This window comes from Cellulosimicrobium sp. E-16 (assembly GCF_049913115.1).
Lineage (GTDB): Bacteria > Actinomycetota > Actinomycetes > Actinomycetales > Cellulomonadaceae > Cellulosimicrobium.
Map to the genome: position 1 here is coordinate 443,763 of NZ_CP183974.1, position 14,147 is coordinate 457,909.

At 76.1% G+C, this 14,147-nt stretch carries 12 protein-coding genes; 8 read left to right on the plus strand and 4 right to left on the minus strand.

What is annotated here, in order from left to right:
• Positions 1 to 245: 245 nt before the first annotated feature.
• From nirB to ACN9MS_RS02005, 5 genes are all read left to right on the plus strand, one after another.
• Positions 246 to 2,897: a nitrite reductase large subunit NirB gene (gene nirB / locus ACN9MS_RS01985; protein ID WP_426311798.1), complete on the plus strand. Its 2,652-nt coding sequence runs from the start codon at positions 246 to 248 to the stop codon at positions 2,895 to 2,897.
• Positions 2,894 to 3,325 (plus strand): nitrite reductase small subunit NirD, encoded by a 432-nt coding sequence (gene nirD / locus ACN9MS_RS01990; protein WP_426310491.1) that lies wholly within the window; start codon positions 2,894 to 2,896, stop codon positions 3,323 to 3,325. Before nirB ends, nirD begins: the two co-directional genes overlap by 4 nt.
• Positions 3,322 to 4,683, plus strand: coding sequence for a uroporphyrinogen-III C-methyltransferase (cobA, locus tag ACN9MS_RS01995; protein ID WP_426310492.1), 1,362 nt, complete (start codon positions 3,322 to 3,324; stop codon positions 4,681 to 4,683). The genes nirD and cobA overlap by 4 nt, the downstream gene beginning before the upstream one ends.
• 125 nt (positions 4,684 to 4,808) lie before the next feature.
• Complete coding sequence (locus tag ACN9MS_RS02000; protein WP_426311799.1) at positions 4,809 to 5,900, plus strand: uroporphyrinogen-III synthase; 1,092 nt, start codon at positions 4,809 to 4,811, stop codon at positions 5,898 to 5,900.
• A complete protein-coding gene (locus tag ACN9MS_RS02005) occupies positions 5,897 to 6,772 on the plus strand; it encodes a sirohydrochlorin chelatase (RefSeq protein ID WP_426310493.1) in 876 nt (291 codons plus the stop codon). The genes ACN9MS_RS02000 and ACN9MS_RS02005 overlap by 4 nt, the downstream gene beginning before the upstream one ends.
• Positions 6,773 to 6,868: 96 nt before the next feature.
• Here the strand turns inward: ACN9MS_RS02005 and ACN9MS_RS02010 are convergent, their stop codons facing one another.
• Together ACN9MS_RS02010 and ACN9MS_RS02015 are read right to left on the minus strand one after the other, a co-directional pair.
• Positions 6,869 to 8,377: an MFS transporter gene (locus ACN9MS_RS02010; protein ID WP_426310494.1), complete on the minus strand. Its 1,509-nt coding sequence runs from the start codon at positions 8,375 to 8,377 to the stop codon at positions 6,869 to 6,871.
• Entirely contained in the window at positions 8,374 to 9,414 is a 1,041-nt protein-coding gene (locus ACN9MS_RS02015; protein ID WP_426310495.1) for an alcohol dehydrogenase catalytic domain-containing protein, read from the minus strand. The genes ACN9MS_RS02010 and ACN9MS_RS02015 overlap by 4 nt, the downstream gene beginning before the upstream one ends.
• A gap of 148 nt (positions 9,415 to 9,562) precedes the next feature.
• Here ACN9MS_RS02015 and soxR point away from each other — a divergent pair, with 148 nt between their 5' ends.
• Positions 9,563 to 10,033, plus strand: a complete 471-nt coding sequence (gene soxR / locus ACN9MS_RS02020; RefSeq protein ID WP_426310496.1) for a redox-sensitive transcriptional activator SoxR — start codon at positions 9,563 to 9,565, stop codon at positions 10,031 to 10,033.
• 10 nt (positions 10,034 to 10,043) lie between these two features.
• Here soxR and ACN9MS_RS02025 read toward each other — a convergent pair whose 3' ends face one another.
• Both ACN9MS_RS02025 and ACN9MS_RS02030 read right to left on the minus strand, forming a co-directional pair.
• Complete coding sequence (locus ACN9MS_RS02025; RefSeq protein ID WP_426310497.1) at positions 10,044 to 10,766, minus strand: GNAT family N-acetyltransferase; 723 nt, start codon at positions 10,764 to 10,766, stop codon at positions 10,044 to 10,046.
• Between the two features lie 109 nt (positions 10,767 to 10,875).
• A complete protein-coding gene (locus ACN9MS_RS02030) occupies positions 10,876 to 11,511 on the minus strand; it encodes a nitroreductase family protein (RefSeq protein WP_426310498.1) in 636 nt (211 codons plus the stop codon).
• 114 nt (positions 11,512 to 11,625) lie between these two features.
• Between ACN9MS_RS02030 and ACN9MS_RS02035 the strand changes: the two genes are divergently transcribed.
• Positions 11,626 to 12,672, plus strand: coding sequence for an LLM class flavin-dependent oxidoreductase (locus ACN9MS_RS02035; protein WP_426310499.1), 1,047 nt, complete (start codon positions 11,626 to 11,628; stop codon positions 12,670 to 12,672).
• Positions 12,669 to 14,033 carry an LLM class flavin-dependent oxidoreductase gene (locus ACN9MS_RS02040; protein WP_426310500.1) on the plus strand — a complete coding sequence of 455 codons (1,365 nt, stop codon included), beginning with the start codon at positions 12,669 to 12,671 and terminating at the stop codon, positions 14,031 to 14,033. Before ACN9MS_RS02035 ends, ACN9MS_RS02040 begins: the two co-directional genes overlap by 4 nt.
• The last annotated feature ends 114 nt before the right edge of the window (positions 14,034 to 14,147 follow it).

Below are 14,147 nucleotides of genomic sequence, written 5' to 3' on the forward strand. Positions count from 1 at the left end.
CACACGGCGCTACGCGTCCGGGTGAGAACACCGTTACGGACGGGCAACGGACGGGGCACGGCCGCGAAATCGCCCGTCCGTAGCGTCGTCAGCACCTTCCCGGGGACTCTCCTCGCTCTCGTCGGACCCCGCGGACGGTGACCGATCCGCCCCGACGCCCCCAGGAGCCCGCCGTGACCGGACCTCAGACCGATCCCGCCCCCGCCCCCGGCGCGCCCCGCCACCTCGTCGTCGTCGGCGGCGGCATGGTGGCGCAGCGGCTCGTCGAGGCGCTGCGTGCGCGCGACACCGACGGCGCGTGGCGCGTCTCGCTCTTCGCCGAAGAGCCGCGCAAGCCGTACGACCGCGTCGCCCTGACGAGCTACTTCTCGGCCCGCGACGCCGAGGAGCTCACGCTCGGCGACCCGGCCCTGTGGGACGACCCGCTGGTCACGCTGCACCGCGACTGCGCGGTGACGTCGATCGACCGCGAGGCGCAGACCGTCACCGACCGCCTCGGGCGCGTGCACGCGTACGACGAGCTCGTCCTCGCCACGGGGTCGAGCGCCGCGATGCCGCCCATCCCGGGCAACGACCTCCCGGGCGTGTTCGTCTACCGCACGATCGACGACGTCGCCGCCCTGCGCGGGTGGGTCGAGGAGAAGCGCCGGACCGCCACGACCGAGGGTGGCTGGGAGCGGCCGGTGCGCGGCGCGGTGATCGGCGGCGGCCTGCTGGGCCTCGAGGCGGCGGGCGCGCTCAAGGCCCTCGGCGCGCAGGCCACGGTCATCCAGTTCGGCACGCACATGATGGACGCGCAGATCGACCTGGGCGGCGGCGAGGCCCTCAAGCGCCTCATCAACGGCATGGGCATCGCGGTCCGGTGCAACACCGGGACCAAGGAGATGAAGGTCTCCCGCAGGACCGGGCACGTGGGCCGGCTCGACTTCGCCGACGGCGGCCGGCTCGACGTGGACGTCGTCGTCGTCGCGACGGGCGTGCGACCGCGCGACGAGCTCGCGCGCTCGGCGGGGCTCGCGGTCGGGGAGCGCGGCGGCGCCGTCGTCGACCTGGCGTGCCGCACCGAGGACGAGCACGTGTGGGCCGTGGGCGAGGTCGCGTGCATCGAGGGCCGCTGCATCGGCCTGGTCGCGCCGGGCTACGCCATGGCGGAGGTCGTCGCGGACCGCCTGCTCGGCGGCGAGGCGACGTTCCCCGGCGCGGACACGGCGACCAAGCTCAAGCTCCAGGGCGTCGACGTCGCGAGCTTCGGCGACGCGTTCGGCCGCACCGAGGGCGCGATGGAGCTCGTCTGGGCCGACCCGGTCGCGGGCGTCTACAAGAAGCTCGTCCTCTCCGACGACGCGCGCACGCTCCTGGGCGGCGTGTTCGTGGGCGATGCCGCGCCGTACGCGTCGCTGCGGCCGATGCTCGGTACGGAGCTCCCGGGCGACCCGGGGCTGTTCCTGCTCCCCGAGGGGTCCGGGGGCGGGGCGCCCAGCCTCGAGCTCCCCGACGACGCCACGGTCTGCTCGTGCAACAACGTCAGCGCGGGCACGATCCGCGGCGCGGTCACCGAGCACGGGTGCACCGACCTCGCGGGCGTCAAGGCGTGCACCAAGGCCGGGACGAGCTGCGGGTCGTGCCTGCCGCTCGTCAAGAAGATCACGACGACGGAGCTCACCCGCGCGGGCGTCGAGGTCTCGAACGCGCTGTGCGAGCACTTCGACCTCTCTCGCGCGCAGCTCTTCGACGCCGTCCGCGTCGCCGACCTGCACACGTTCAGCGAGATCGTCGGGCGGTTCGGGCGCGTGCCCGAGCCGGTCACCGATACCCAGGGCGCCGTGCTCGTCCGCGACGCCGGTCGCGGCTGCGACATCTGCAAGCCCACGGTCGCGTCGATCCTCGCGTCGCTCGGCAACGGCCACATCCTCGACGGCGAGCAGGCGACGCTCCAGGACACCAACGACCACGTCATGGCGAACATGCAGAAGGACGGCACGTACTCCGTCGTCCCGCGCATCCCCGGGGGCGAGATCACGCCCGACGGACTCCTCGTCATCGGGCAGGTCGCCAAGGACTTCGGGCTCTACACGAAGATCACCGGCGGCCAGCGCATCGACATGTTCGGGGCGCGCATCGAGCAGCTCCCGCACATCTGGCGCCGGCTCGTCGAGCACGGGTTCGAGTCCGGGCACGCGTACGGCAAGTCGCTGCGGACCGTGAAGTCCTGCGTCGGGTCCACGTGGTGCCGGTTCGGCGTGCAGGACTCGGTGGGCATGGCCGTCGAGCTCGAGCTCCGGTACCGCGGCCTGCGTTCCCCGCACAAGCTCAAGCTCGGCGTCTCCGGGTGCGCGCGCGAGTGCGCCGAGGCGCGCGGCAAGGACGTCGGCGTCATCGCGACGGACAAGGGCTGGAACGTGTACGTCGGCGGCAACGGCGGGTTCACGCCCCGGCACGCGCAGCTCCTCGCCGAGGACCTGGACGACGAGGCGCTCGTCCGGACCATCGACCGCTTCCTCATGTACTACATCCGCACGGCCGACCGCCTCCAGCGCACGGCCGCGTGGGTCGAGGACTATGAGGGCGGCCTCGACGCGATCCGCGAGGTGATCGTCGAGGACTCGCTCGGCCTCGGCGCCGACCTCGACGCCGCGATGTCCCGCCACGTCGGCGACTACGAGGACGAGTGGCGCGCGGTCCTGGAGGACCCGGAGAAGCTGCGCCGCTTCGGCTCCTTCGTCAACGCGCCCGCCGAGCCCGACCCCGACCTCGCGTACGTCACCGAGCGCGGCCAGATCCGGCCCGCGACGGCGGACGAGCGCGCCGCCCTCGAGGAGGCCCGCGCCGCGGGCCTCGCCACCGTCCCCGCCGGCCCCGTGGTGATCGCCGGCACGACCCTGGAGGTCCGTCGATGAGCGTCGTGTCAGCAGAGCAGGCCGGCCCGGCGGCGGAGACGACGGAGTGGGAGCGCGTGTGCCTCCTGCGTGACCTCCTCGTCGAGCGCGGCGCCGCAGCCCTCGTGGGCGGGGTGCAGGTCGCGCTGTTCCGCCTCCCGGACGACACCGTGCGCGTGGTGCAGCAGCGCGACCCGTACTCGGGTGCGAACGTCATGTCGCGCGGCATCGTCGGTACGCGTGGGGGTGTGCCTACGGTCGCCGGCCCGATGTACAAGCAGGTCTTCGACCTCGCGACCGGCCGGTGCCTCGAGGCCGCCGGGTACGTGCCCGTCCAGGGCCTCGCCCCGGACCTGGCGACGTGGCCCGTCGAGGTGCGCGACGGCGTCGTGCACGTGGGGGACCGTGCCGTCGCCCGTCCCGACGTCGACGCGGACGGTGCGCCGTGACCACGCTCCTCGGGCTCGACCTCGCCGGGCGCACGGTCCTCGTCGCCGGCGGCGGTCCCGTCGCGGCGCGCCGCGCGCGGGCGATGGCCGACGACGGCGCGCACGTCCGCGTCGTCGCGCCCCAGGTCTGCGAGGACCTGCGCGACCTCGTCACCGCCTCGCTGCACGCCCCGCTCCTCGCACCGTCGTCCGCCCACCGGCGGCCCGACGACGGGGCCGCACCGGGTGGTCGCGTCACCTGGGCACCGCGCGAGGTCCGCGAGTCGGACGTCGAGGACGCGTGGCTCGTGCTCGCGGCGACGGACGACTCGGGGACCAACCGCGACCTCGCCGCGTGGGCGGCGGCGCGCCGCACCTGGTGCGTCAACGCCGGGGCCGCGCACGAGGGCACCGCGCGCACGCCCGCGACGACCCACAGCGGCGACGTGCTCGTCGGGGTCGTCACGGACGTCCCCCCGGCGCCCCTGTCAGCGGACGTCCGTGCTCGGGAGCGACGAGCGGCTGACGGCTCGGCCGAGCGGCGCGGTGCGGACCCGCGGCGCGCCCGCGCGGTGCGCGACGCGATCGCCGAGCACCTGCGCTCCGGCGGGGCCGACCAGCGGCGCCACCGTCCTGCCACCGGCGGGTTCGGGAGCGTGACGCTCGTCGGCGGGGGACCTGGCGCCGTCGACCTGCTCACCGTCCGGGGTCGCCGGGCGCTCGCGGAGGCGGACGTCGTCGTCGCGGACCGGCTCGGACCCGTCGACGTGCTCGACGAGCTCGCGCCCGGGGTCGAGGTGATCGACGTCGGCAAGACGCCCGGCAACCACCCCGTGCCGCAGCACGAGATCAACGCGATCCTCGTGGAGCAGGCGCAGCGCGGGCGGCGGGTCGTGCGGCTCAAGGGCGGCGACCCGTTCGTCTACGGGCGCGGCGGCGAGGAGGTGCTCGCGTGCCGCGAGGCGGGCGTGCCGGTGGACGTCGTGCCGGGCGTGTCCAGCGCGCTGAGCGTCCCGGCGCTCGCGGGCATCCCGCTCACGCACCGCGGGACGGTCGCCGCGTTCCACGTGGTCAGCGGGCACGACGGCCTCGACGCCGCCGCGCTCGCCGGGGTGCGCGACCGCACGGCTACGCTGGTGGTCCTCATGGGTGTCTCGCAGCTCGCACGCATCACGGCCCAGGCCCTCGGCGCCGGGGCCGACCCCGCGCTGCCCGTCGCGATCGTGGAGAGCGGCTCGACGCCGCGCCAGCGCGTCACGCGGGCCCCGCTCGGCGAGGTCGTGGAGCGCGCCGCCCAGGTCGGGGTCCGGGCCCCGGCGATCATCGTGGTGGGGGACGTCGCCGCCGAGGGACGGCTCGACCCGGCGACGGTCGCGTGAGCGGCACCGGCAGCACCGAGATCGGCCCGCCCGTCGCGACGTCGACCCACGGAGGGTCGACCTCGGACGCTCGGGTCGATCTCGCGTCCTACGCCGGCGCCGATCGCCCCGCCCTCGGCCAGGTCATGGCTGGCTGCACGGTGCTCGTCACGGCCGACCGCCGCAAGAGCGAGCTCGCCGCCGCCCTGCAGCGCCGGGGTGCCGAGGTCCGCCACGCGCCCGCGCTGAGCATGATCCCGCACGCCGACGACGAGCAGCTCCTCGCGGGGACGCGCGACCTCGTCGAGCACCCGCCGGACGTCGTCGTCGTGACGACGGGCATCGGCTTCCGGTCCTGGGTCGAGGCCGCGGACGCGCACGGCCTCGCCGACCGCCTGCTCGAGGTCCTCGCCGACGCGCGGATCGTCGCGCGCGGCCCCAAGGCGCGCGGCGCGATCCAGGCCGCCGGGCTCACCGCCGACTGGGTCGCCGAGTCGGAGACGTCGGCCGAGATCGCCGACGTGCTGCTCGGCGAGGGCGTCGCCGGGCTGCGCATCGCCGTCCAGCACCACGGCGCCGGGGCCGACGGCCTCGACGTCGTCTTCGCCGAGGCCGGTGCCGAGGTCGCGAGCCTCGTCGTCTACCGGTGGGGTCCGCCCCCCGACCCCGAGGCGTTGCGCGCGTCCGTCGAGGCCGCGGCCGTCGGGGAGATCGACGCCGTCGTGTTCACCTCCGCGCCCGGCGCCGAGGCGTGGCTGAGCGCGGCCGAGGAGCACGGCGTGGGCCGACTCGTCGTGTCGCGGTTCCAGGACGGGTCCATGGTCGCCGCGGCCGTCGGGCCGATCACCGCGAAGCCGCTCGAGCACCGCGGCGTCGCCCCGCTCCAGCCCGAGCGCGGACGCCTCGGCGCGCTCGTGCGGACGCTCGTCGCGCACTACGAGCAGGCCGAGACCCTCGCGCTCGCGACCGTCGCCGGCGTGCTCCAGATCCGCTCGCGGGTCGCCGTGCTCGACGGCGAGGTGCTGCCCCTCTCGCCCAGCAGCCTCGAGGTGCTGCGTCTCCTCGCCGCGCGCCGCGGCGACGTCGTCACGCGCGACGACGTGCTCGACGTCCTGCCCGGCGACTCGCGCGACCCCCACGCCGCCGAGGTCGCCGTGGCCCGCCTGCGCGAGGCGACCGGCCGGCGCGACCTCGTCAAGACCGTCGTCAAGCGCGGATACCGATTGGAGCTCGCATGAGCGCGGAGATCTTGGCCTTCCCCTCGGGAGCGTCGTCCGACTCCTCGGGGGCGTCGTCCGACCCCGGTCCGGAGGCTGCCGACGGCGGGAGGTCCGGAGCCGCGCCCGTGCTGATCGGCTGCTCGCACGGCACGAGCGACCTCACGGGTCGTGACGTGATCCGCGCGCTGCTCGACGACGTGCGCGCCGCGCGCCCCGACCTCGACGTCCGTGAGGCGTTCGTCGACGTGCAGCAGCCCGAGGTCGCGGACGTCGTGACGTCGGTCGTCGACCCGTCCGCGGCGACGGACGACCCGGACGACTCCGCGCCGGGCGACGCCTCCGTCGCGGACGGCGCGCAGCCGGGCGACGCGGTCGTCGTGCCGCTCCTGCTGTCCGCCGGGTTCCACGTGAGCGTCGACGTCGCGGCGGCGGTCGAGGACCGCGGCCTCGGCACCGGTCGTGCCGCGGCGGGCTCGCCGCTCGGCCCGGACCCACGGCTCGCCGACCTCCTCGCCGAGCGGCTGGGCGAGGTCGGCGTGCGTCCGGGCGACGCCGTCGTGCTCGCCGCTGCCGGGTCCAGCCGTCCCGGCGCGGCGCGCGACGTCGAGGAGCTCGCCGCGGACCTTCGCGAGCGCGTGCCCGGCCCGGTGACGGTCGGCTACGGCGCCATGGCCAAGCCCTCCGTGCCGGACGCGGTCGCCTCGGCCCGCGCCGACCTCGCCCCGGGTGGGCGCGTCGTCGTCGCGGCCTACCTCCTCGCGCCGGGCTTCTTCTACGACCGCGTCCTCGAGGCCGGCGGCGACGTCGTCACCGCGCCGCTCGCTCCCGACGCCCGCCTCACCGCGATCGTCCTCGACCGCTACGCCACGGCCGCGGCCACCCTCGTCTGATCGAGCGAGAACCCGGGCCTGACTGCGGAGAACGCTGGTCGCGCGAGGGAGAACCGTGGTCGGGGGACCCCGGCTCTTCCTCGCGCGACCGGGGTTCTACCTCGTGAGGACCGGGCGGGTGCGGGGGGCGAGGAGGGCGACGCCGGCGGCGAGCAGCACCGTGACGCCGAAGCAGACGACGTACGACGCGAGGCCGAGCGTCGGGTGCAGGGCCCACAGGAGCGAGCCGGTGACGGCGAGCGCGGTGGCGGCGGCGACGGCGTCGGACACCTGGAGCGCGGACGAGTTGGCGCCCTGCTCGGCGACGGGCGAGAGCTCGAGCGTCAGCACCGACAGCGTCGGGTGGGTCATGCCCATGCCGAGCCCCGCGAGGGTCCACGCGACCATGCCCACGACGGGCGGGACGGCGGTCCACGCGAGCAGCGCCGCGCCGCCGATGCCGAGCGCGACGAGCGTCCCGCCGAGGCGCACGTACCCGGCGTGCTGGAGTCCCCAGGTCGCGCGGCCGCGGAGCCAGGAACCGGTCGACCAGCCGACGGCGCCGAACGTCAGCACGGCGCCCGCGAGCGACGGCGCGAGGCCGCGTTCGTGCGAGAGCAGGAGCGGGAGCAGCACCTCGGCACCGGTGAACGCTGCGGCGACGAGACCGCGGATCGCGATGACGCTCGGCAGGCCGCGCGCGGCCCGGGTCGTGCCCCGGGGCAGGAGCCGCGGGACGGCGAGCGTGACGGCGGCGAGCGACGCGACGAGGAGAGCCGCGAGCCCGAGTCCGCGGAGCTGGCCCGCGTAGTTGAGCGCCCCGATCCCGAGGGCGGCCACGACGGCCCAGGCGAGCGACGCCTGGCGCGCGGTCCGGTCGAGGGGCGACTCGGCGTGGGCGGTCCCGTACGGCGGGACGTCCTCCGACGGGGAGGGGACGTCGTCGGACACTGGGGAGGTGACGTCGTCCGGGGCCGAGCCGCGGGCGGCGCGCATCCCCGGGCGCATGAGGATCAGCGCCGGGACGGCGAGGACCGGGACGGCGAGGAAGACCCAGCGCCAGCCGACGTGCTCCACGACCAGCCCGGCGATGGCGGGGCCGACGATGGACGGGATCACCCAGGCCGCGGCGAACGCGGCGAAGACCTTCGGGCGCCGGTCGGTGGGGAACACGCGGGCGACGAGCACGTAGAGCGCGACGATGTACAGGCCCGTCCCGACGCCCTGGAGCACGCGGCCCGCGACGAGGACCAGCATGTCCTGCGCGAGGCCGGCCACCAGAAGGCCGGCGAGGAAGAGCCCGATGCCCGTCCACAGGGGCGTCGTCGGGCCCGCGCGGTCGCTCCATCGACCGGACGCGACCATGCCGACGACGCTCGACGCGAGCGACGCGGCGAACGCGAGCGTGTACAGGGTGAGGCCGTCGAGCTCGACGGCGACGGTGGGCATGGCGGTGGCGACGGCGAGCGCCTCGAACGCGCCGAGGAACACGAACGCGACCATGCCGAAGAGCACGGTGCGCTGCGTCCCGGGGGAGAGCGTGCCGGCGGGTTCGGCGGGTTCGGCGGGCGCGTCGGGGGTGCCGTGCACCGGCGCGTCGGCGTCGGTGCGGGAGTCCGCCGTCATACGAGAACGACCTTTCCGGTGGTGGCGCGCGCTTCGAGCTCGCGGTGGGCGCGCGCTGCCTCCGCGAGGGGTACCTGGTGCGTGACGACGTGCCACGTCCCGTCCGCCGCGAGCGCGAGCGCGCGCTCCTGCAGGTCGAACAGGTCTCCCCAGGGTCGGGCCCGGGGTCCTACGGCCCACCGTACGTCGCGCGCGACCGCTCCCGCCCCGGAATTCGTGACGTTCCCGGCGTCGTGGTCGACGTCACCGGCGCGGTTCGGCGCGCCCGACGACCACCCGAAGAGCACGAGGCGCCCGTCCGGGGCGACGAGCGCGGCGGCGTCCGTGCCCGCCTCCCCGCCGACGCCGTCGAGCAGGACTGTCGCCCCGGCCGGGGCGTGCTGCCCGACGGCGGCGCGCGCCGCGTCGAGCCAGCCGTCCACCCGGTAGTCGACGACCGCGAGCCGATCGGCGCGCGCCTCCCCGGCGAGCGAGCGCACGAGCGCGACCTTCTCCGGTCCGCCCGCGAGCGCGACGACCCGCGCCCCGGCCGCGAGCGCGCTCTGCACCAGGAGCGTGCCGAGCCCGCCGGCCGCGGCGGTGACGAGCACGGTGTCGGTCGCGTCGAGGTCGGCGAGGTCGAGGATGCCGACGGCGGTGCGGCCGGTCCCGATCATCGCGATCGCGTCGGGTGCGGTGACGTGGTCCGGGATGCGGTGCAGCGCCTCGACGGGCACGACGGCGAGCCGCGCGTACCCGCCGCCGTCAGGGGTTGCGCCGAGGTGGGCGGCGACGCGGCGGCCGCGCCACGCGGCGTCGACCCCCGGCCCGACGGCGTCCACGACCCCGGCGACCTCGCGCCCGGGGATCGTCGGGAGCGCGGGGAGGGGCAGGGGGCCGCCCGCGGCCTCGCCCCGGCGCAGGGTCGTGTCGAGCAGGTGCACGCCGTGCGCCCGGACGGCGACGAGCACCTGACCCGGTCCGGGGACGGGGTCGGGGACCTGGTCGAGGACGAGGTTCTCGGGTGGTCCGAAGGCGTGCAGGCGGATGGCGTCCACGGGTGCTCCTCAGTGGGCTGCGGGCCGCGCCGGAGCGGCGGCACGCGACCCGGTCCGGCCGCGCCCTGCTAGTCTCGAACCTCAACAAATGTTGAGGTCAAGCACCCCGCGGCGCGTCCCCGTCGCGGCCGTCCGGCGAGGAGTCCGCGTGCCCGACGACGTCCCGTCCCCGAGCGACGAGCTCACCGTCGGCCAGCTCGCCGCGCGCAGCGGCGTCGCCGTGTCCGCGCTGCACTTCTACGAGCGCGAGGGGCTCATCACCAGTCGCCGGACCCCCGGCAACCAGCGGCGGTTCACGCGCGAGACGCTGCGCCGGGTCGCGTTCGTGCGCGCGTCGCAGCGCGTCGGCATCCCGCTCGCGCGCATCCGCGCCGCCCTCGCCACGCTGCCCGGCGACCGGACACCCACGGCCAAGGACTGGCACCGCCTCTCGGCCGGGTGGCACGCCGACCTCGACGCGCGCATCGAGCAGCTCACGCGCCTGCGGGACCACCTCACGGACTGCATCGGCTGCGGGTGCCTGTCGCTGCGCAAGTGCGTGCTCGTCAACCCGCACGACGCGCTCGCCGGCGAGGGCCCCGGCCCCCGGACCCTGCTCGTGGAGGGGATCGAGGACTGAGCGCCGGGCGTCAGGCCGGCGCGACCAGCGAGCCGAAGCTCGTGCGGCGGCGCAGCGCGAACCCGAGCCGCTCGTAGACGCCGATCGCGCCGACGTTCTCGGCCGCGGCGTGCAGGAACGCGCGGTCGCCCCGCTCCTGCACGTGGAACGCGACGTCGCGCACGAGGCGCGAGGCGAGGCCACGGCCGCGGTGGTCCGGATCGGTCGTCACGGCGCTGATCTCCGTCCAGCCGGCAGGGTGCAGGCGCTCGCCCGCCATCGCGACGAGCCGGCCGGCGTCGTCCCGGAACCCGACGTAGCGCCCGAGCTGGTAGGTGCGGGCCTCGAACGGCCCGGGGCGGCTGCGCTCGACGAGCGCGAGCATGTCCGGCACATCGTCGGCGCCGAGCACCACGACGTCGGGGTCCGGACGCGGGTCGAGCCGACCGGTCTCGACGAGCTGGACGCCGTCCACGCGGAACTCGAGCGTCCAGCCCTCCGGCGGCTCGACCCCCTCGGGCGGCGCGGAGAAGCGACCGCCCGGACCGACGAGCGCGGCGATCGCGTCCCAGACCCCGGGCTCGTCCCACGAGCGCACGCCCGTGATGGGCGAGACGTCGGCCGGGTAGCGCCGCGCGAGGTCGTCGCCCTCGGCGAGGTGCGCGTGGGCGCCTGTGAGGGCGCTCCACGACGGGTTGTCCAGGGCGGCGTCGTCGACGTCGGTGGCGTGGGCCTGCGTGCTCGTCGCGGTCATGCTGCTCCTCCTCGCCCGGTCGCCCGGGTGCCGTGCGTCGTCACGGTCGTCCGGCCGTGCGTGTCCTCCGGGGCGAACGCTCGCGGGCGCGCGCCTCTTCCAGAAGCGCTCAGCCCTCCCACCGGTCCCGGTGGACGACCTCCGCGAGGGGCCGACGGCGCGGCTCGGACCAGCGCCCGCGCGCCGGGTAGCCGAGCGGGACCAGGCCCATCGTCAGCGCGTCGTCGGGCAGGCCGAGCAGCGTGGCGACGTCGCGCTCGCGGACGGTGTGGAAGGTCGTGAGCGTCGTGCCGATCCCGTACGCGCGTGCGGCGAGCACGAGGTTCTGCACCGCGCCGTAGATCGAGGCGCCGAGCCGGGGGTCCGTCGAGCCCGCCGCGTTCCGCAGCACCGGCACGACCCACACCGGCGCCTCCTCCAGGTGCAGGGCCAGGTGCTCGACAGCGCGGAAGCCCGCGTCGCTCACCCCCGCGTCGTCGGTCGCGGCACCGAGGACGGCGTCACGACGGTCCCCGTACGCGGCGCGCCACCCCTCGCGGTACCACTCCGCGATCTGCGCCTTGGTCGCGGTGTCCCGCACGACGACCCACGCCCACTGCTGGCGGTTGCCCCCGCTGGGGCCGCGGACCGCGGCGTCGAGGATCGCGTCGAGCACGTCGTCCGGCACGGGCTCCGGCGAGAGGTAGCGGCGCGACGGCGTCGAGTGGAGCGCTCGAAGGATGGACAGATCCTCAGGTGTGGTCACGGTCGCCGAGGGTACGGGCTACCATCCGGCGCGTTCGCGGGTCCCGGCCGCCGTCTCGCAGGGTGGTCACACCCGCGGCGCGTCCTGATCCACAGGCCTCGGACGGGGGAGCAGATGGTCACGGAAGTGCCGGTCACGGACGTGCTGGTGGCAGTGCACGTCGACACGGGGGAGCACGACGGCGCGGAGAGTCTCCGGGCGCGCGTCGCCGCGCTCGACGGGGCGGGCGTGCACGCGCTGACCTTCGCGCCCGGGCCCGACGGCGGGCTCACGGCGATCGAGGCCGCCTCCTTCGCGGCGGCCTGGACCGAGCGCGTCGGCCTCGTGGCCGTCGTCAACCCCGTGCACGCCGAGCCGTTCCACCTGTCCAACCAGCTCTCCAGCCTCGACCGCATCTCCCGCGGCCGGGCCGGGTGGTGGCTCGACGTGGTCGACGACGTCGCGCACGCGCGGGCGCACGGCACCGATCCCGTCGGCTCCGAGGACGCGACGGCGCTCGCGCAGGACGTGGCGGAGGTCGTGGAGGCGGCTCGGCTCCTGTGGGACTCGTGGGAGGACGGCGCCCTGATCGCCGACCGTACGACCGGCCGCTTCCTCGACGCCGAGCGGGTCCGCCACGTCGACTTCGTCGGGCGGCGGTTCTCCGTCAAGGGCCCGGCCCTGCTCCCGCGACCGCCGCAGGGCCACGTGCCCGTGCTCGCCGAGGCGCGCTGGCTCCCCGCGGACGCACGCGACGTCACGGTGGTCCGCGCACCCGGCGAGACGAACACCGTGGGCGGCCCCGCGCTCGTCGACGTCGCGGTGACCGGCGAGCCGGGTCATGTCGCCGCAGCCGTGGGGCGCGTCGTCGACCAGATCGCCCGGTGGGCGGCCGCGGCGGTCGCGGGCACGACGGGCGCGTCCCTCGTGGGCCGGCAGGACCGCGGGCACCCCCGCCCGCTCGTCGTGCGGCTCGTGCCCGACCGGACGGAGGAGGCGTGGGCCGTCGTCGGGCAGGTCCTGGCGGCGCTGCACGCGCGCGGTCTCGCTGCCCCGCCGCCTGGCCCCGGCCGGACGCTGCGCGACCACCTCGGTCTCGAGCGTCCGGAGGGCCGGGCGGGCGACCCGACCGCGCGACCGGCGCCCGAGCACGAGACCACGACGATCGGAGCACGACCGTGAGCGCACCGAGGACCCGCTCGACCGCGATGTCGACCCCCGCGGGTGCGACCGGCGCGCCGCGCCAAGAGCTCCACCTCGCGGCGTTCTTCCCGTTCGGTCCGCACTACGACTGGACGTCCGTCGCCGACCCGACGACCTACTACGACGCCGAGACGTACGCCACGCTCGCGCGCTCGGCCGAGCGCGGGCTGTTCTCGGCCATGTTCCTCGGCGACAGCCAGCGGCTGCGCGAGCACCTCGGGCGCGTCAACGACACGGTCGTGACCGGTCGGCCGGACCAGCTCGTGCTCTTCGCGCACCTCGCCGCACGCACCCGGCACCTCGGGTTCGTGGCGACGCTGAACACGACGTTCGCGGCCCCGGCGGACCTCGCGGCCCGGGTCGCGACCGTCGACCGCCTCAGCGGCGGGCGCGCGGGCTGGAACGTCGTCACGACGAACGACGCCTGGACCGGGGCGAACTTCCGTCGCGGCGGCTACCTGCCCCGTTCCGAGCGCTACCGGTCGGCCGAGGAGCACCTCGCGATCGTCCACGCGCTGTGGGATGCGGAGCAGGGGACCACGGTGCGTCGCTCGGGGGCGCACCATGACGTCGTCGCGGCCGCGACCCTGCCGCCGTCGGTGCAGGGCGCTCCGGTGATCTTCCAGGCGGGCGAGTCCGACGAGGGACGCGACTTCGCCGCCCGGCACGCCGAGGGCATCTTCTCGCGGTACCTCGAGCCCGCACCGGCGGCCGCGTTCGCCGCCGACCTGCGCCGTCGGCTCGTCGCGCACGGCCGCCCCGCCGACGACCTGCGGATCTTCCCCGCGGCGAGCATCACGCTCGGAGACACCGAGGCGGAGGCGCGGGAGAAGGCGGAGTGGTTCCACCGCCGGACCCGGACGGACCGCATGGTCGTCGCGGTGATCGAGGCCGTGTGGGGGCGCGACCTCTCGTGGCTCGACCCCGACGGCCCGCTGCCCGACGTCGACCTCGTCTCGGCCGAGCAGACGCGCACCCACGGTGTCGTCAACAGCCGCGACAACCCTGTGGAGACCGCGGCCGCGTGGCGCCGGGTCAGCGCTGAGCAGGGACTGACCGTGCGCGCGCTCGTCGACTCGCTGCACGCGGCGGCCGCGTTCGTCGGGACGCCGTCGTCGGTCGCCGACCGCCTGGCGGCGTCCGTGCGGGCCGGGGAGATCGACGGCCTCAACCTCACGCCCCAGTCGGTCCCCGACGGGTTCGACGACGTCGTGGACCGGCTCGTGCCCGAGCTCCAGGAGCGCGGCGTCTACCGCACCGGCTACCCCGGGACGACGCTGCGCGAGAACCTCGGCCTGCGTGCGCCCGTCCACCACCGGCTCCGAGCCGCTGCGGGATGACGCCGGCGCGCTGCCGCTCGATGACGCCGGCCCGCTGCCGCTCGATGGCGCCGGGCGGCCGCGCCCCGTGACCCCGGCGCGGGCGGCTGCCCATCCTCTGTGAGGCCGGAGCGC